Source organism: Photobacterium andalusiense (assembly GCF_900185625.1).
Classification (GTDB): Bacteria; Pseudomonadota; Gammaproteobacteria; order Enterobacterales; family Vibrionaceae; genus Photobacterium; species Photobacterium aquimaris.
Map to the genome: position 1 here is coordinate 277500 of NZ_FYAJ01000002.1, position 17766 is coordinate 295265.

General features: G+C 38.1%; 17 protein-coding genes. 9 read left to right on the forward strand and 8 right to left on the reverse strand.

All coding sequences use genetic code 11. From position 1 onward, the window contains the following. Nucleotides 1–214: 214 nt before the first annotated feature. The 3 genes from ppiC to PAND9192_RS06770 all read left to right on the forward strand — a co-directional run bounded on the left by ppiC (nt 215) and on the right by PAND9192_RS06770 (nt 1578). On the forward strand, nt 215–496 hold the full coding sequence (gene ppiC, locus PAND9192_RS06760; RefSeq protein ID WP_060997947.1) for a peptidylprolyl isomerase PpiC: 282 nt from the start codon (nt 215–217) through the stop codon (nt 494–496). A gap of 140 nt (nt 497–636) precedes the next feature. Continuing rightward, the gene (locus tag PAND9192_RS06765; protein ID WP_087853115.1) at nt 637–1107 is read left to right on the forward strand and encodes a hypothetical protein; all 471 of its coding nucleotides are present in this window, start codon (nt 637–639) and stop codon (nt 1105–1107) included. A 123-nt stretch (nt 1108–1230) separates the two neighbouring features. After that, nucleotides 1231–1578 (forward strand): hypothetical protein, encoded by a 348-nt coding sequence (locus PAND9192_RS06770; RefSeq protein WP_087853116.1) that lies wholly within the window; start codon nt 1231–1233, stop codon nt 1576–1578. A gap of 69 nt (nt 1579–1647) precedes the next feature. Here PAND9192_RS06770 and PAND9192_RS06775 read toward each other — a convergent pair whose 3' ends face one another. Next, the gene (locus tag PAND9192_RS06775; protein WP_200817787.1) at nt 1648–2784 is read right to left on the reverse strand and encodes a hypothetical protein; all 1137 of its coding nucleotides are present in this window, start codon (nt 2782–2784) and stop codon (nt 1648–1650) included. A gap of 255 nt (nt 2785–3039) precedes the next feature. Between PAND9192_RS06775 and PAND9192_RS06780 the strand changes: the two genes are divergently transcribed. The 3 genes from PAND9192_RS06780 to PAND9192_RS06790 all read left to right on the forward strand — a co-directional run bounded on the left by PAND9192_RS06780 (nt 3040) and on the right by PAND9192_RS06790 (nt 5549). Further along, nucleotides 3040–3321: a hypothetical protein gene (locus tag PAND9192_RS06780; RefSeq protein ID WP_087853117.1), complete on the forward strand. Its 282-nt coding sequence runs from the start codon at nt 3040–3042 to the stop codon at nt 3319–3321. A 164-nt stretch (nt 3322–3485) separates the two neighbouring features. Next, complete coding sequence (locus tag PAND9192_RS06785; protein WP_087853118.1) at nt 3486–4685, forward strand: enoyl-CoA hydratase/isomerase family protein; 1200 nt, start codon at nt 3486–3488, stop codon at nt 4683–4685. Between the two features lie 105 nt (nt 4686–4790). Then, the gene (locus PAND9192_RS06790) at nt 4791–5549 is read left to right on the forward strand and encodes an SDR family oxidoreductase (protein WP_087853119.1); all 759 of its coding nucleotides are present in this window, start codon (nt 4791–4793) and stop codon (nt 5547–5549) included. Here PAND9192_RS06790 and PAND9192_RS06795 read toward each other — a convergent pair whose 3' ends face one another. Next, nucleotides 5550–5657: a 3-ketoacyl-ACP reductase gene (locus tag PAND9192_RS06795; protein WP_087853120.1), complete on the reverse strand. Its 108-nt coding sequence runs from the start codon at nt 5655–5657 to the stop codon at nt 5550–5552. A 170-nt stretch (nt 5658–5827) separates the two neighbouring features. Continuing rightward, the gene (locus PAND9192_RS06800) at nt 5828–6184 is read right to left on the reverse strand and encodes a YibL family ribosome-associated protein (protein ID WP_087853121.1); all 357 of its coding nucleotides are present in this window, start codon (nt 6182–6184) and stop codon (nt 5828–5830) included. Between the two features lie 153 nt (nt 6185–6337). On the opposite strand from PAND9192_RS06800, the gene PAND9192_RS06805 reads away from it, so the two are divergent. Together PAND9192_RS06805 and PAND9192_RS06810 are read left to right on the forward strand one after the other, a co-directional pair. Further along, nucleotides 6338–6682 (forward strand): hypothetical protein, encoded by a 345-nt coding sequence (locus PAND9192_RS06805; RefSeq protein WP_087853122.1) that lies wholly within the window; start codon nt 6338–6340, stop codon nt 6680–6682. Nucleotides 6683–7029: 347 nt separating this feature from the next. Continuing rightward, nucleotides 7030–8043, forward strand: coding sequence for a methylenetetrahydrofolate reductase (locus PAND9192_RS06810; RefSeq protein WP_087853123.1), 1014 nt, complete (start codon nt 7030–7032; stop codon nt 8041–8043). A gap of 92 nt (nt 8044–8135) precedes the next feature. Here the strand turns inward: PAND9192_RS06810 and PAND9192_RS06815 are convergent, their stop codons facing one another. After that, nucleotides 8136–9611: a DASS family sodium-coupled anion symporter gene (locus tag PAND9192_RS06815; RefSeq protein WP_087853124.1), complete on the reverse strand. Its 1476-nt coding sequence runs from the start codon at nt 9609–9611 to the stop codon at nt 8136–8138. A gap of 268 nt (nt 9612–9879) precedes the next feature. Next, nucleotides 9880–12177 (reverse strand): formate C-acetyltransferase, encoded by a 2298-nt coding sequence (gene pflB, locus PAND9192_RS06820; protein WP_087853125.1) that lies wholly within the window; start codon nt 12175–12177, stop codon nt 9880–9882. A gap of 890 nt (nt 12178–13067) precedes the next feature. Here pflB and PAND9192_RS06825 point away from each other — a divergent pair. Continuing rightward, nucleotides 13068–14450 carry a peptide MFS transporter gene (locus PAND9192_RS06825; protein WP_087853126.1) on the forward strand — a complete coding sequence of 461 codons (1383 nt, stop codon included), beginning with the start codon at nt 13068–13070 and terminating at the stop codon, nt 14448–14450. A 115-nt stretch (nt 14451–14565) separates the two neighbouring features. Here PAND9192_RS06825 and PAND9192_RS06830 read toward each other — a convergent pair whose 3' ends face one another. The 3 genes from PAND9192_RS06830 to PAND9192_RS06840 form a co-directional block, all read right to left on the reverse strand. Then, the gene (locus PAND9192_RS06830; RefSeq protein ID WP_087853127.1) at nt 14566–15897 is read right to left on the reverse strand and encodes an MATE family efflux transporter; all 1332 of its coding nucleotides are present in this window, start codon (nt 15895–15897) and stop codon (nt 14566–14568) included. Nucleotides 15898–16004: 107 nt separating this feature from the next. After that, nucleotides 16005–16880 (reverse strand): metal ABC transporter permease, encoded by an 876-nt coding sequence (locus PAND9192_RS06835; protein WP_087853128.1) that lies wholly within the window; start codon nt 16878–16880, stop codon nt 16005–16007. Then, nucleotides 16873–17763, reverse strand: coding sequence for a metal ABC transporter permease (locus PAND9192_RS06840; RefSeq protein ID WP_087853129.1), 891 nt, complete (start codon nt 17761–17763; stop codon nt 16873–16875). Before PAND9192_RS06840 ends, PAND9192_RS06835 begins: the two co-directional genes overlap by 8 nt. Between the last annotated feature and the right edge of the window lie 3 nt (nt 17764–17766).

The following is a 17766-nucleotide window of genomic DNA, read 5'->3' on the forward strand; positions in this document are numbered from 1 at the left end:
ACTATCTGCTAACTTTTAACATGAGAATAGAATTAGGATATCTTATGCTGTCACTAGGTTATTAACTAATTGATTATAATGAAGTGGTTAGGGCTCGTTATGCTTTCAGTAACAGTTACAATATAACGCTCGCCATTAGCGTTTTATAATAACTAATGCGATAATCCCCGCATAAGTTAAACCTTCATAGTATAGCGATAATAGGTTGATTAGCATGGCTTCAACAGCAGCAGCACTCCATATTTTAGTAAAACATAAAGAACAAGCAGACGATATCCTTGCGCAGCTTAAAAAAGGTGCTAAATTTCAGACGCTTGCTAAAAAGTATTCAACTTGCCCATCAGGTAAAAGAGGTGGTGATTTAGGTGAATTTAAAAAAGGCGCGATGGTGCCAGCGTTTGATAAAGCGGTATTTAGCGGTAAAGTGCTAGAGCCAATCGGCCCAGTTAAGACTAAATTCGGTTACCATATTATCAAAGTGTTATACCGCACCTAATCGATAAGATTGTGATAATGTTTAACAAGGCGCTGATGATTCGGCGCTTTTTTGTAACGGTAATGAGGCGAGGGTGGTTAGACCAAATTAACGCATTTAGTCAACCTGTCTTATAGTGATGTTTTGGTAGGGTTATTAAAATGAACAAAGATCGACTTATTCGTGGAGCAGTCTTTTACACTCTCGCGGCAATTGTTTTTTTCAGTGCCTTAGAAGCGGCAAAATTTGTTTTTTTATTAGGCTCAAGTAAAGCGTTGTATCCGATTTCTATTTTTATGTTTTCGCTTGGATATAGCACCTTATTATTGTTTGTATCGTATTCTTTAGGGCAAAAACTGTTGTATGAAGGTAGCCGTAGCAACAAGCTATTTACCATTAAAAGACAATCAATGATGACATTGTGCATGCTGAGCTTATTTTCAGGTTTAAGTGTGATTAATATGATTGTGTTATCAGAGTTTTCTTCAGGCACATTGATTTCATCAACCTTGACTGATCTTAGTACGCTATCTTTACAGTACGGAGTGACAACGTTTATCGGCACATTGATAGTTTTATTTGTGATGATGTGGGTAAATAACCTTATTGTCGATAAAGTAAAAATAGCGTAGAGCTCGCGCTTGATATGAGTCAAATTGGTTGTGGCAGCGTGTCACAACCAATATTAATATTCCATTAAGCGATATAAGAGTATGCTTAACCTTAATTATTGAAATTTATGTTTAAGGAAAGGTATGCGTTACTCATTAATGATGGTTGGTGTAGTTGCACTTTTATCGGGGTGTAGTACAGCATCTTTAACCTCGACACCTTCTACAACACCAGCGCAAAAAACGACGTCAATCCAAATCACCAAGCCACTAACCCTCACTGAACAATTTATTCAGCATGGTTATAATGATGGTTGTAAAGATGCTTTGAATAATCAGTGGCAGCCGTCAAAAATGATCCTTGATGACATGAGAGGCGTTGAGAAAATGCGGTATGTCGAAGGTTGGAAGCAAGGCTATAAGCGTTGTGTTATTGGTTTAGGGCCAGTAAAAATCAACGATACAATGCCAATTTCACATCAACAAAAGTAACCTAAGTGGCAATGGATGTATTGTTAAGACATAACGTCTCGTAAACGTTATGTCTTAGGATATTATGTATTATTGATGAGTTTGGGTCCGTTGCTTTACCGGTTTTGGAATATAACGGCCTAATTCATCAATTTTACGGTTTTTAGAGAAGAACATTTCAAGCTCAAGCATAATGCCAAGATTCGCGTGATAATTGTAATCGCGTGGAAATTCAAGTTGTGGCCGAGCTGCAAGATAAAGCCAGTTTTTATATACTCGACGTTTCCATTCTGCGGAAATCCAATAGTTAGTCACTTCTTTTATTTCATCGGTATCTGCACTTATTCCCATTGAATATTCAAATAAATCTTTATCAGTTGCACGTTGATAAATATTGAATTGTTGTACTAGTTCCCATTTATCATCTTGTTGTAAATATTGCGCACTGGTTGTGGTTCTAAAAATGTTTTTTTTATTAGGTGTTAGAGCATAAAAGCCACTCATTTGAGTAAGTGTACCAAGCCCTTTTGAATGATAATAGAAGACCTCTTGGTCAAATTGGGTGGTCCAATTTTGACTAATGCTATCAACACGAGACAGGCGAGCTTTGGTAAAAGGATCAAGCGGGAGTTTTATTTTGATACCAATATCAAAATCAGATGTCCAGTTGCCAAACCGTGCATCTTGTAACCTAAATCCGCCAATTGTATCGCCTGTTTGAGTTTTACTACCAGCTGCAATACCACGCTGTTTACTTTCAAGACTATCGTAATCACTTGGTTCTGAGTCGAGGATCAATTTCCAATCACGTTTAACATGCGGTAAATCGAGCTTAAAGTAGACCTTGAAGTCATTTTCTAGTTTTCCTCGATGTGAGTAAACTGATCGATGACGAATACGTAGGTAGCTGCGGTTGGTTAGTTTAGCTCGATCATCTTCTTTGGTTAGACTGTGATCGATATACTTTCCAATATCATGTACTGAGTCACAAATGGATTGTTGGGAACTATCTACCCATTGCTGCATCGTTTGTGAGCTGTTGTCAGCATTGTTATTGTCAGTTGGTAGGGGATGCGATAAGTCATTAATTACGGTATCACTTTGATGGGGATATTCAGGAGTACCGGTGTCTTGTTGAGTAATTGTTGCTGCATCAATAGTCGCCGTATAGCAAAAGCATAATGGCAAACAAAGGTAAGAGAGGATAATGTTATTAAAAGTATTCAATGCAGTCTTATATCCTTACTTTTGTCGCTGAATTTTAATTTTTATATCATGTATGACAACTATACTGATTAATAAATTAACGATTATTAGCTACAGTGTAGATGAATATTGTTATATTTATTGTGTTAATTGATAAGAATAATATTTTATATTTGCAGTTTGTTTTTGAGAGGTTAATACAATAAATAAGACAGAACAATCGCTTTTTAAACATCATTTTTGACTATCATTATTGTGAATTTGTTGGAGGGTGATATGGATAATTCAGAATTTAAAAAGATCAAACAAGAAATGTCAGGAAAAGTGAATGCTATCTTTGATGATTTTGAAGAGTCAAATAATCGTTTACCTACGATGGAAGAGTTTCGCGTTATTATTGCTGATACTGCAGATAATTATTTAGGCCCGATGGAGCAAAATATTATTGAGGGTATTAATACTAATTTAGAGCGTCAACGAATACGTGAAAAATCGTTATGGGATGCAGTAACTGAGCTTGAGGCAGAGGTTCGTCTTCGGCATGATAGTGATTGTTAATATGTATCATGATAGATTTATAGAAGTGATATGTTAGTAATCAATGTCATTGTTATAAAAATGGAAACTCTGTTTTCAACACTTTTTGTTAACAATCAGTAAGCGAGAGGCTATAAAGAGCATATTATTGCTAAATAAATGGATTCTTATCGAGAGGTTTATGGATGACTGGAACAGTAAATATACTTGAAATTCGTTGTGGTAGTGGGCATGCAATAGGTGTATTGGAGTTAGATAATACATCATCACTCAATGCATTAACCTTGACGATGCTAAAAACGATTCAGCAGCAGCTATTACATTGGCAACATGATGAAAATATAGTGAGTGTCATTATTCAAGCTGTTGGTGAAAAGGCGTTTTGTTCTGGTGCTGATATTCGCGCGCTTTATTATGCATTAGAAAATGATCCTGCAGTAACAGCTATTAATCAGAGTGTTGCTGCGACAATGGATGATTATATTCATCAAACTAATACTGAACAAAGTTATTTAGCTAAACCATTTTTAATTGATTATTTTACGCTTGAATATAGCTGTGATTATTTAATTCATCATTATCCTAAGCCTATTATTGCTTGGGGAAATGGCTTAATTATGGGAGGCGGACTAGGATTATTTATTGGAGCGAGTCATCGAGTTGTGACGCCTTCAGCTTCCCTTGCGATGCCAGAAATGAAGATTGGTCTTTATCCTGATGTTGGTGCGACATGGTTTTTAAATCAGTTGCCTGCTGGGATTGGCTTGTTTCTTGGTCTAACAGGAGCCGATGTTAATGCCAGTGATGCGTTAGATCTTGCGATGGCAGATCATCTTATTGTGGATAAAGATCGTGAACGTTTAATTAAGCAGCTAAAACATTATCCTTGGCAGAATATTGCACAAGACGGTGTTAGCGCTGTTGTTAGTGAAATATTGACAGCTATAGCAACGGATTCAGAAAGACAACGCCCGCCAAGTCAAATGATCCCATATTTCCCTCAAATTCAAGCAGCGTGTGTTGCGCCAACACTTGATATTGTTTATGGACAAATTGAGGCTATTTCTGGCATGGGATCTTGGCTTGAAAATGCGAAACAAACATTGATTGAAGGCAGTCCACTATCTGCCCATATTTGTTTCCATCAAATGCAGCACTATCAACAAGCCAGTTTGGCTGACTGTTTTTTAATGGAGTTATCACTGTCTGTTCGCTGTGGTTTGTTGGGAGAATTTAAAGAAGGTGTTAGAGCACGACTTATAGAGAAAGATAATCAGCCTAAGTGGTTATATAAAACGCTTTCGGACGTAGATACACGTCTTGTCGATTGTTTATTTACACCTTTATGGCACCAGCAACAAAATCCATTAGCTGATTTAGTCTAATTATAATCAGAATTAAACGGTGTTGTGTTTTCTCTGTTTTTGTCGTTAGTAATGTTAATCAGTGTCTTTAGAATATTTTATAAACAAGTTTAGGAGCAAATTAACGTGAACATTGATAATAGTGTTGTTGTCATTACAGGAGCCGGTCAAGGGCTAGGTCAAATGATGGCTGTGACGCTTGCGCAGATGGGAGCACAACTTGCTTTAATTGATGTGAATACGGCAGGGTTACGGAAAACACAAGATCAATGCCATATGCTCAATAGCATGGCACGAATTTATGAGGCTGATGTCACTAATGAAGCTGAAGTAGAACAGGCTTTTTTGAATATTATTGAAGATTTTGAGCATATTGATGTGCTGATTAATAATGCAGGGATCCTTGATGATGGCTTATTGGTGCAAAAGAGCCAAACAGGCATCAGTAAAATGTCTTTAGAGCAGTTCCAAACCGTGATGGATGTTAATGTAACCGGTACATTCTTATGCGGCAGAGAAGCTGCTAAGTGGATGATTGAGAATGAAACCCAAGGCGTTATTATTAATATTTCAAGTGCTGCTCGTGCCGGAAATATAGGTCAAACAAACTATGCAGCATCTAAAGCTGCTGTAACCACTATGGCAGTTGGCTGGGCGAGAGAGTTAGGTCAGTACGGCATTCGTGTCGCCGCTATTGCGCCTGGTCTTATTGATACCCCAATGGCAATGCAAATTAATGATGACAAGCTTGAGCAAATGTTATCAATGGTGCCATTAGCACGTTTGGGCGAGCCAACCGAGATTGCCCATTCGGTGAGATACATTATTGAAAATGATTATTTCACCGGCAGGGTACTTGAAATTGATGGCGGATTACGGTTGTAATCAAACGTGGTTATACAATGCAATTAACGCTAAAACACCACCAACGACAAACATGAGCATTGATAAGCCAAACGCGAATTTTGCCATATACGGCATTAATTTTTCCATTGGTAAGTCCAAGTAGCAATTAAAGAATAGATTTTACCTCATATTTAGCACCAATGAGCGCTAATGTTGAGGTTTTCTGTTTTTTTTACATAAAAAAAGATCGCCATTAGACGATCTTTTTATGCCGATTCGGCCATTATTGTTTAGTCAATAATGTGACTAAGCAATAATTAGAATGCTTTTGGTGCGTAGCCCGTAACGGCTTTAATGCCCATGCTACGGCCTAATGCCGTCATTGGGTGAACAACGACAAGGTCTTTAACTGATTTTTTCAGTTTACCCATATCTGCTTGTTCTGCTTTAGTTAACACGCGATTGAAAGCAAGAGATTTAATATCTTTACTTTTGCCACTCACTTCTGATGACTTACGGTGTTTAACGTTTTGCGCTTTTTTGTTTAGGCTAAGAAGCTCATCTTTAAACTGCTTGATGATAACTTTATCATCACGTTGAATAGCAGCAGCAAGTTTACGCTGGCACTTGTCCATACGGTTGTTAAGATTTTGAAGCTCTTGGTTTAAATTCATGTCATTACCTTTGTATTTACACTCGCAATACACTAAATCGTAGTGTTTACGATGAATAGGTATTGAGTTGCCGCTAGTATACATTATATTTTTGCTAACTGGATCGCTATCCAGCAACTATTTTTGTTATAAATTACATTTTTATGGACATATATGCCACATTCACTATTTAAATATATAGCGGCCATCGAACACCATCAACAAAGTGGTAACACTGGTACAACTATTCATTGTTATTCGACAGTTGATTGTTCCTATTCTGATGACAATATTGATGTTATTCGAAAGCAAACAGACTATGACTTTACTGATGGTGTGACAATTAGGTATATCATTGAATATGATGATGTAACTATCGATGACAATGTTTGTCCGAAATGTTGGATCCATTACCACGTTATTACTGATCCTGTTGAAGTAATCACATTATCTAAAAAATCATTTTATAATCGCTGCCAGCAACAGTTTTGGTTAAAGATGATGAAGGCTGGTAGATGAAAACTATCATGATTAATTAGTAATGATCATTAATTCTATAATAACTCAACAGCGTGTTTAGTATGGATAAACTAAGTCTGCTGGCAAGATTATATTATTGAAAATATAGCTAATATATTTTGATTTCTGCGTGCTGATTAGGTACAAGTAAATAATCTTTTATAAAAAAGTAGCTAATTTGCTGCCAATGTAATTAGTATTTGGTTGAACGTTGTTATCGTTTTAACCCAAGGATGTAGCGGTTGTAGGTGTTATTTAGCAACTGTTAAGCAGTATTTGTCATAGTCGGCGGGATATCAATAAAGGCTTTGCTTACCGTCTACTACAACACATGGAAGTGATTATTAATGGTAAATCTAGATCAAACGACACAAGCACAATCAGAACTACGGGTACGGTATAACGATATTACCCGTGGTGTATATTTTATTGGTACAACACCACCTAAAACCAGCACTCCTTTAGAGGAAGTGGAGGGCATTGCAGATCGTTTAGTGAATCGTATTAAAGATCTTGCGATTGATGGTCTGATTGTTTACGACATTCAAGATGAAGTTTCGCGTACTCAAAAACCACGCCCATTCCCATTTAAATCAACGCATGACCCTCGCTATTACTCATCACTATTAAATAAGAAAACTGGCCGACCTGTAATTACTTATAAAAGTGTCGTTCAATCAGAAACCGATGCATTTGATGAGTGGTTAAATGAAGCTTGGCATGAGTACCAAGTACGTGACATTGTGCTGGTGGGCAGTCCATCTGCTAAAAATGAGGTGTCGTTACCCTTATCTGCTGCTTATCAAGCACTGGCTGAAAATAACAATAACTTTTTTACTGGCGGCATAATGATAGCTGAACGCCATGCTAAAAAAGGCAATGAACATGCCCGTTTAATAGAAAAATATCAACAGGGCTGTAATTTCTTTATTTCTCAAGCGATATACGACACTCAAGCAACCATTGATATTCTGACGCGTTACGCGATTGAATGTAAGCAAGATGGTATTAAACCACAGCGAATTCTATTGACGTTTTCGCCATGCGGCAGTGCCAAAACATTAGAGTTTATTGAGTGGCTTGGCGTGAGTGTGCCAGAAGCAACAAGTTTGCGTATTCTTAATGCATCTAACCCATTACATGAATCTATTAAAATGTGCTGTAACAGCCTTAATCAGATTTTAGATGCGGTGGTTGAATATGATCTTCCGTTAGGATTAAACATTGAAAGTTTGACTAACCGTAAAGAAGAAATAGACGGCTCAATTTTATTGTATAAGTTGTTACGTGCCTCGATGGACAGCCATTTAGCTAAGCATGAATTTCGTACTTTACAGCGCAATAAACCGACCACTATATAAAATTAATAACCTGAGTAATAGGCTAAAATTAATCAGCCGCTGCAAGTGGTATTTGCAGCGGCTGATTTGATTTATCGAAGTATTCTATATGATTACATTAAGCCTAAAATAGACCACCAAATAATTCCTGTGGTCATAAAGATAATTGCGCCACCACCAGAGATAATCAAACCAATTGCCATCCATTGTTTATCATTATGATATTGGTAACCCATTAACAATGGATTGCGCGCATGGCTATAGGTGGTGAGGTTACAACCTATGTTGGTAATACCTGCAACCGCTAAAATTGAAATAAGTGGATTAACTCCTAACGCGATTAATGAGCCAATGATTACCGGACCTAGTGCAACAACCTTGGCGGTACCTGATGCAAAAAAGTAGGCAGTGATCAGATAAAAAATCATCATAACGATTAAAATAACGGTTGGACTTGCATGGCCCATATATTGGCTGATTAAATCTGATACGCCATGACCGACCCATGTAGTGAAACCGAGTGTCTTCAGTTGGCTCGCCATTCCCATCAATACAGCAAACCAAATCAGTGTATCCCAAGCCCCTTTTTCTGATTTAACATCATCCCAGGTTAACACTCCTAATATCAACAGAGCAGATAAGCCAATAAATGCCGCGGTGGTTGCATGTAAATGCAGCGATTGTCCGCCAACCCACATTATAATTAATCCAATAAATACTGCGATTAGCTTCCATTCAGCAACACTGACAGGACCTAAATGCAGTAAAGCTTGTTTTGCATAAGCTGGTGCTTGTGGCGTATGTTTAGTGTCTGGATTGATAAACTTAAACAAAATAAAAGGGATGGTTAATAGTAAAATGGCAGCAGGCATTAGCAAATAAAGCGCCCAATGACTGAATGTTATATTAATATTCGCAACCGAAGCGGCAATCCCGACTAAAGCAAGGTTACCAGCAAAGCCTGTTTGAAAACCTACAGCCGAAGCATCGTTCATTGCACTTACCGAAGAAATTAGGTATTGACCCAACTTACGATCATCTTTATTAATGACTTTCGCGAGTGAATCGGCAATAGGGGAGATAATTGCTGAACGAGCAGTGTTACTGGGTGTTGCTGGTGCGATAAGAAAATCAGCAATGCCTAAACAATAAGCAATGCGTAATGATGACTGACCAAACCAACTCAATAGAATGAGAGCGATTCGTTTACCTAATCCTGTCTTAGCAAAGGCACGTGCAATCATAAATGCAATCACAATTAGCCAAATCAGAACATTATTAAAATTACTGGTCGCTGCCATGATCGCGGCTTTAGCGGATGTTTCGCCACCAGCATGGAGTAACGCATAGGCAGAAACACCGATAACAGCAACCGCACCAGTGGGCAATACATTAGTTACAATAGCGACAATCGTTGCAATAAAAATAATCGCAGTATGAAATGCAGCAATATTTAACTCTATAGGAATAGTGATATAACGCCAACAAAGTGTACTCAACAATATAATAAAGATTGCAGGAATAATTTTGATAGCAAAGAGTGGTTCTTTGGCAGGTGAAACCGTTTTATTGGGGGATATAGCGCTCATTGGGTTCTTAGTAAGGTTTTGTATGCCTGTATGGTATACAAAATTTAAATAATTCTCACTGTAAAATTATTTGATATATATATTAATTATAAAATGTCTATTCCATATCAAAAATAGCGTGTTTTATGATAAAAAAAACGCCACTTAAATACTTTCAAAGAGAAAGAGACAGATTAAGTGGCGTTGAAATCACAAACAAAATTAGGTAGTCATGCCATTTTGTTTGGTTGTTATTGTTTGCTGGTAGTTAGCGTTATTATTATCGTCTTTATATTTTGCTAGTAAATGTACGTGTAATCACATCTTGTTGCTGTTCACGAGTCAGTGAGTTGAAGCGCACTGCGTAACCAGAAACACGAATAGTTAGCTGTGGGTATTTCTCTGGGTGCTCAACAGCATCTAATAATGTATCACGATTTAATACGTTCACGTTTAGGTGTTGACCACCTTCAATGCCGTTTACTGCACCTGCAGCTTCGTGATGGAAGTAACCATCCATTAATGCCGCAAGGTTTTGCTTTTGTGTGTTTTCATCTTTACCTAATGCATTTGGAACAATAGAGAAAGTATAAGAAATACCGTCTTTCGCATAAGCAAATGGTAGTTTTGATACTGATGTTAGTGATGCAACCGCACCGTTTTCATCGCGACCGTGCATTGGGTTAGCACCTGGACCAAATGGCATACCAGCACGACGACCATCTGGTGTATTACCGGTCTTCTTACCGTATACAACGTTTGATGTAATCGTCAAAATTGACTGGGTTGGAATCGCTTCACGGTACATGTGCATAGTTTGAATCTTCTTCATGAAGCGTTCAACTAGATCACAAGCAATGTCATCTACACGTGCATCATTGTTACCAAATTTAGGGTAATCACCTTCGATGTTGAAGTCGATAGCAACGCCATTTTCATCACGAATCGGTGTTACTTTAGCAAACTTGATGGCTGCTAATGAGTCTGCCACAACAGAAAGACCTGCAATACCACATGCCATAGTACGACGTACATCGCGATCCATTAATGCCATAAGTGATGCTTCATAGCTGTAACGGTCGTGTGAGTAGTGGATAATGTTTAGAGCTGTCACATATTGAGTCGCTAACCAATCAAGCATGGCATCATAACGAGGCATTAGGGTATCAAAATCAAGTACTTCATCAGTGATTTTTGCAACCTGAGGGCCTACTTGTACTTGTGATTTCTCATCCACACCACCATTGATGGTATACAGTAGCGCTTTAGCAAGGTTGGCACGTGCACCAAAGAACTGCATGTGTTTACCAACAATTTGTGGGCTCACACAACATGCGATAGCGTAATCATCGTTGTCGAAATCTGGGCGCATTAGATCATCGTTCTCGTATTGAACAGATGATGTTTCAATCGATACTTTAGCAGCGTATTGCTTAAAGGCGATAGGCAGTTGCTCTGACCAAAGAATTGTCATGTTTGGCTCAGGTGCAGGACCCATTGTATGCAATGTATGCAAGTAGCGGAATGTGGTCTTAGTGACTAAAGTACGACCATCAACACCCATACCCGCCATTGCTTCTGTTGCCCAGATTGGGTCACCAGAGAACAATGAATCATATTCAGGCGTACGTAGGAAACGCACCATACGCAGTTTCATAATGAAATGGTCAACCATTTCTTGTGCTTGTTGTTCGGTGATTAAACCGTTAGCAATATCACGCTCAACAAAGACATCAATAAATGTTGATGTACGACCAAGCGACATTGCAGCGCCATTTTGTGATTTAACCGCAGCAAGGTAACCAAAGTAGGTAAACTGAATCGCTTGTTGTGCTGTTTTAGCTGGCATAGACATATCAATGCCGTATGCAAGACCCATTGTGCGAATGTCTTCTAGTGCTTGAACTTGATCAGCAAGTTCTTCACGTAGGCGCATGGTTTTTTCTAAATCTTGGCCTTGCTCAAGGAAAGATTGCGTCGAATTATATTGTTCTAATTTATCCGCTTTAAGGAAATCAATACCGTATAGTGCTAAACGACGGTAATCACCAATAATACGTCCACGACCATAAGCATCAGGTAAACCTGTGATAATACCAGAACGACGACAAGCTAAAATTTCTTTAGTGTATAAGTCAAAACATGCTTTGTTATGTGTTTTGCGGTAATCAGTAAAGATTTTTTCAACCATTGGGTCTAATTCACGACCGTAAACTTCACATGAGTTTTTGACCATGCGAATACCACCATTGGCAATAATTGCACGTTTTAGTGGTTTATCAGTTTGAAGACCAACAATTGTTTCAAGATCTTGGTTAATATAGCCAGCACCATGAGAGGTAACAGTTGAAGGTAAGTCAGTATCAAAATCAACCGGTGCGTGAGTGCTGCTTTCTTGCTTGATGCCTTCCATAACATCATTCCATAATGATGTTGTCGCATCAGTTACATCTGCAAGGAAAGACTCATCGCCCTCATAAGGGGTGTAGTTAGTTTGAATGAAATCACGGGTATTAACGCTAGTTTGCCATTCACCTTTACTAAAGCCACGCCATGCTTCAAGCATGCCAGTTGTTGGGATTGTCATAATACTTACCTCTAACTAAAAATTTGAATGCAGTGATCAACAGTTATGGCTGATCGCTATATGATTGAGTACGGTTCATTCAACCTTGCAAGCGTTGAATCGAGGTGCTGATTATTACTTTCTATATTAATAAGTAGGCTTTTTTTATTGCTGCAAAATCAAACCTAACTTAGGCGTAATATGCTGCCTGTTTGCCTTGAGTTCATAGTATGACTAATAGCTATATGAGTAAAATGAATGCTTTTCATTTTTCAAATGCGCTATGTGCATGTGTTATTAAATTGCACTATTTGTTAGCGGTGCGCTGTGGAATAAGAAGAGCTTGTAATTATATCGTTAATAGCAATATTTTATCTATTTAATATTGCTACGCATTGTTCTGCTTTTAGGTCTTATATCAGAGTAAGGTGCTACTCTAGTGAGTGAAATTCATTAGAGGTAATATATTTATCAGTAATAAACACACTACAATTGAATAGTATATGCATGTTGTTTAATCTTGTTTTAGTGGTATTTTTTTACTTTTAAACTCTAAATAATGGTAATTGTTATTATTTAGTGGCTATTTTTGAAATATTTTGCTTTAAAAACTTACTGACTGTAGGGTTGACTAATGATTTTTTTAAATTAATCGGTATTAATCTGCTTTGTAATTAAATAGTAGTCATTAATTTCATATTATTGGTGTTTTATTGGTTTTTTGTGCTGATATATAGTCGTAACAAAATGTTTCAGCTTGTTTGAGGCTATTTTTTGTTTCTTGTTTATTCAAGGTGTTAGCTCTATGACGTAATATATCGAGAGTGCATGCTATTGAAAGATATTATGTTGTCCTTTATAACTGAGGGGTATTTAAAGGTTGAATAAATAGTTACAAATAAGGAATAATTATGAGTAGGGATATGAGTACTTTTATGGGACATCCAAAAGGATTGTTCTTGTTGTTTAGTACTGAATTGTGGGAACGTTTTTGTTATTACGGCATGCGTGCCATCCTTGTATTGTATTTAACAGATAAAACAATAAATGGCGGTTTTGGTTGGACTACCAAAGATGCCCTAAGTCTATACGCCACATATACAGGTCTTGTTTATTTAACCCCACTTATTGGTGGTTGGATTGCTGATAATTTCTTAGGCCAACGCCGCTGCGTCATTTTGGGTGGTATCTGTATGGCCATTGCCCAATTTACTCTTGCGCTACCAAACTCTGTTGTCGGTACTTTTGCATTGAGCGCATTTTATTGCGGCTTAGGTTTGATGATTATTGGTAATGGTTTATTTAAAGCCAATATATCGACCATGGTCGGTGATCTTTATCCTGAAGGCGATAATCGTCGTGATGGTGCGTTTACCATTTTCTATATGGGTATTAACCTCGGATCTTTGCTTGCTGGTGTTATTGCAGGCACTGCAGTGAGTTTCTGGGGTTGGAAAGCCGGTTTTGCAGCATCTGGTATTGGTATGTTAATGAGTTTACTTTTACAGTTAGTATTTGCTAAACGTCTATTGGGTAAAATCGGTATAGAGCCCGCAGCAAAACGTGATGCCGCTAAGAATGCATCGGGTAAGAAAGAGCCATTAACAGCAGTTGAACGGGATCGTATGAAAGTGATCATGTTCCTTGGCTTGTTTGTTGTTGTTTTTTGGGCTGGCTTTGAACAAGCTGGCGGTCTGATGAATATTTTCACGCAAGAATATACTGACCGTATGATTGGCAGTTTTGAAGTGCCAGCGGCTTGGTTCCAATCACTAAACCCTTTCTTCATTATTACACTAGCACCGATTATTGCGGCATTTTGGATTAAACTAGGTCCAAAAGAGCCAAGCTCACCGATAAAGTTTGTGTTTGCATTGTTATTCCTCGCAATTGGCTTCCTATTTATGATTGGTGCAGCAATGCAGCAAGGTGGTGATTTAACGGTAAAAACGTCAATGTCATGGCTAGTGGGAGCCTATTTCTTCCATACCTTAGGTGAGTTGTGTATTTCACCAATTGGCTTATCAATGGTAACTAAACTGGCACCATTACGTTTGTGTTCGTTATTAATGGGAGTGTGGTTTGCGTTTAACGCATTAGCAAACTACGTGGCTGGAATCATAGGTTCACACGTCGGTGATGCAGGTGCGTTACATATCTTTGTGGGTATTGCCATTGCAGCTGTTGTTTCAGCGATTATTCTGTTTTTATTCTCAAATAAACTTATTCAATGGATGCATGGCGCAGAAGGTCATCTTGTTGAAAAGAAAGAAGCGGTTATCGCAGAAGTTTAATATATGCGCTACAGCTGATTAGCAATAAAAAACCGATAGCTGTATTTGTTATTAAGACAGGCTATCGGTTTTCTTTATTACGTTTGTTGTGTTGGTTGTTGTTAATCGAAGCTGTTTATGCGAGTTTTTTTAATCGATAAACCATCCATAACGTAAGCGCAGCGCTACAAAGTGGCAATGCTAGCCAAACGCCATTAACTCCCACGCTATAAGCCAATACAAAAATGGCAATTGAGATCAAAAATAATTTACCACCAGTGAGCAGTGAGGCTTCTTTGGGCATATTGATTGCCTGAAAGTAAGTTGCTCCAACCAGCAATACTCCTTCAAAAGGAAGTCCCCAAAAGTACAGTGACATGCCGTTAATTGCTACAGGCTGGAGCACTGGATTATCACCTGCAAACATATACACCACGATTTCTGGAATACTGTATAAAGTGATCACGCCAATTGCCGCAATTAATAGGGTGGTTATAAAAGCAAGCTTACGAAGCTTGTTAACTCTATCTTTAAGACCAGCACCGGTATTAAAACTAATTAAAGGCTGAGTACCTAAAGCTATACCTTCAAAAACCAAATAAAACAGAGCTTCGGTGTAACTCACAATACTATAAGCTGCAACATGTATCGGTTTTCCAACCAACAAAAATGCTTTGTTATGAAGAATTAATACTACTGACAGGTACATGTACATTAATAAACTTGAAGTACCTAATTTGAGGATTTGTAACACAGTATCAAGTTTAATTTTAAGGCTATCCCAGCCAATACGTAATTGAGTCTTATCAGAAAAGAAATGCTGTAAACACAGTAGGCAGGTCACCGCTTGCGATAACATTGTTGCAATAGCAGCTCCGGTTAATCCCCACGGAATAACAACAATGAATAACCAATCTAAAAAGATGTTAAGTACGCCGCCTAAAATCATGATCAAGGTAACACGGTTAGGCTGACCATCATTTCGCAGTAGTGCAGAAAATGCCATTGAAACAATAGCAAAACTGCCCATGATGAAATACCAAAATAGATAGTCTGTGGCCATGGTTAAGATATGATCTTTGGCGCCAATCCAAATCAGAATATCTTTTCCAAAGACCAAGCCGAAACTACAAAAAATAATAGCAGCAATAATGCACAGTGTTAGTGCATTTCCGACTATTTGGCGAGCTTGTTGAATATTGTCTTCACCCATTTTTATCGAAACAAGTGCAGATGCTCCCATACCTATCATGGCACCAACGGCATATAAAATAGAGCCAATAGGGTATCCAAGTATAATTGCAGCAAGACCATCTTCACCGATAAAGTGACCAACAAACATTCCGTCAACGGCAACATAGATGCCAGTAATAAGCATCGCCGCAATAGTGGGTAAGGTATAACGCAAAAAAAGGCGAAAAATCGAATCATCACGTAAGGATAATGGCTGAGTTGTTGATACTGTCATCGGACAAATTCCATGTAAACCGCAGAAGTAGATGCAAAAAATAGTTCGCATTGTCTGTGTGTTCAGTAACTTAGTCAATCCAATAAACTGTATTTATGGCGTAGAGATCACGTGATTTGAGTATCAATTGGGCTAGCGTTAATATTTTGCTGCTCGATAGAACGATTTTTGATGGCGGTATAGATAAAGACTCCAATAAAATTGGTTGTTAATAATAAAATGATGGTCGGTCCCGGTGCACTATCGATAAAAAAGCTGAGATAAATGCCAATAAACGCATTAGAGACCGCAATTAATAAGGCCAATATCACCATTGTTTGAAAACGGCGGGTTAGCATAAAGGCTGTGGCTCCCGGTGCTATGAGCATTGATATAACGAGAATCATCCCAACAGCTTTTAAGGCCGCAACAATAGTGAGAGAAAGTAAAGCCAATAAGCTGTAATGTAATACTTTAGTTGGTAAGCCAATAGCTTGTGCATGTTGATGATCAAAGATAAAGACTAATAAATCTTTGCCTTTAAAAATGGCAAATACAATCACAGCGATTGCAATAACAGCTGCTTCACTAATGTCACGCCAACTGACGCCTAAAGGATCCCCAAATAGAATATGATCTAAATGGATATTACTCTGTACTTTGGTCATTAAAACGATACCAAACGCGAACATCGATGAAAATACCACTCCCATAATGGTGTCTTCTTTAATACGGCTATTTTCTTTTAAATAACCTGTTGCGAGGGCGCAAAACATACCAGCACCAAAAGCCCCTAATGTAAAAGGGATCGCTAATACATACGCAATTACAATTCCAGGGAGCACTGAATGTGAAATTGCATCTCCCATTAATGACCAACCTTTAAGGACTAAAAAGCACGATAGTAAAGCCGTTGGAATAGCGACTAATACCACAATTAGAAAGGCTTGCTGCATGAAGGTAAAACTAAAAGGCGCATACAGCAAATCTAATAAATCAGCCATGGATTGTTACTCCTGTATTGATCTTTGATCCATTTTGGGTGGATGTACGTTTAGCATTGCGAATACTGGCTAATTTTCCATGCTTAGGAGCAAAAAAGAAGGCAACTAAAAAACACGTAGCTTGCAATAAAACAATGATACCGCCAGTTGCACCGTTAAGAAAATAGCTTAAATACGCTCCGATAAACGAACAGCCACAACCAAGGCTTACGCTGTAGATAATCACCTGTGAAAATTTATCACTCAAGAGGTATGCGGTTGCACCGGGGATCACGACCATTGCAATAACTAAAAAAGCGCCGACCGTTTGTAATGCTGCCACGGTTGATGCACTGAGAAGAGCAAAGAAAACTATTTTTAGTGCTGTTGGATTTAAACCAATTGATTTAGCGTGGTTTTCATCAAAAAATACCACCATAAAGTCTTTCCATTTCGCCAATAAAACAGCGAAAGAGACACCGCCAATAATAACAATTTGTAATGTGTCGATAGGGGTTATAGCTAAAATATTTCCCATTACAATAGTTTGAATATTAACGGCTGTGGGATAGAGTGAGACTAAAAACAGCCCTAAACCAAAAAAGGAGGTAAAGATAAGTCCAATAATTGCATCTTCTTTTAGCTTACTGCGTTGACTTAAAAAAAACATTGCTGCAGCCGCTAAACCGCCAGAAATAAAGGCACCAAATGCAAACGGAAGCCCTAACATATATGCGCCAGCGACCCCAGGAACAATTGAATGCGATAATGCATCACCAATTAATGACCAGCCTTTAAGCATGAGGTAGGTTGATAAAAAAGCACACACACCACCAATTAATGCGCTGACCCACATTGCGTTGATCATGTAACTATAGTGAAAGGGTTCCAGTAAATAATTCATGCC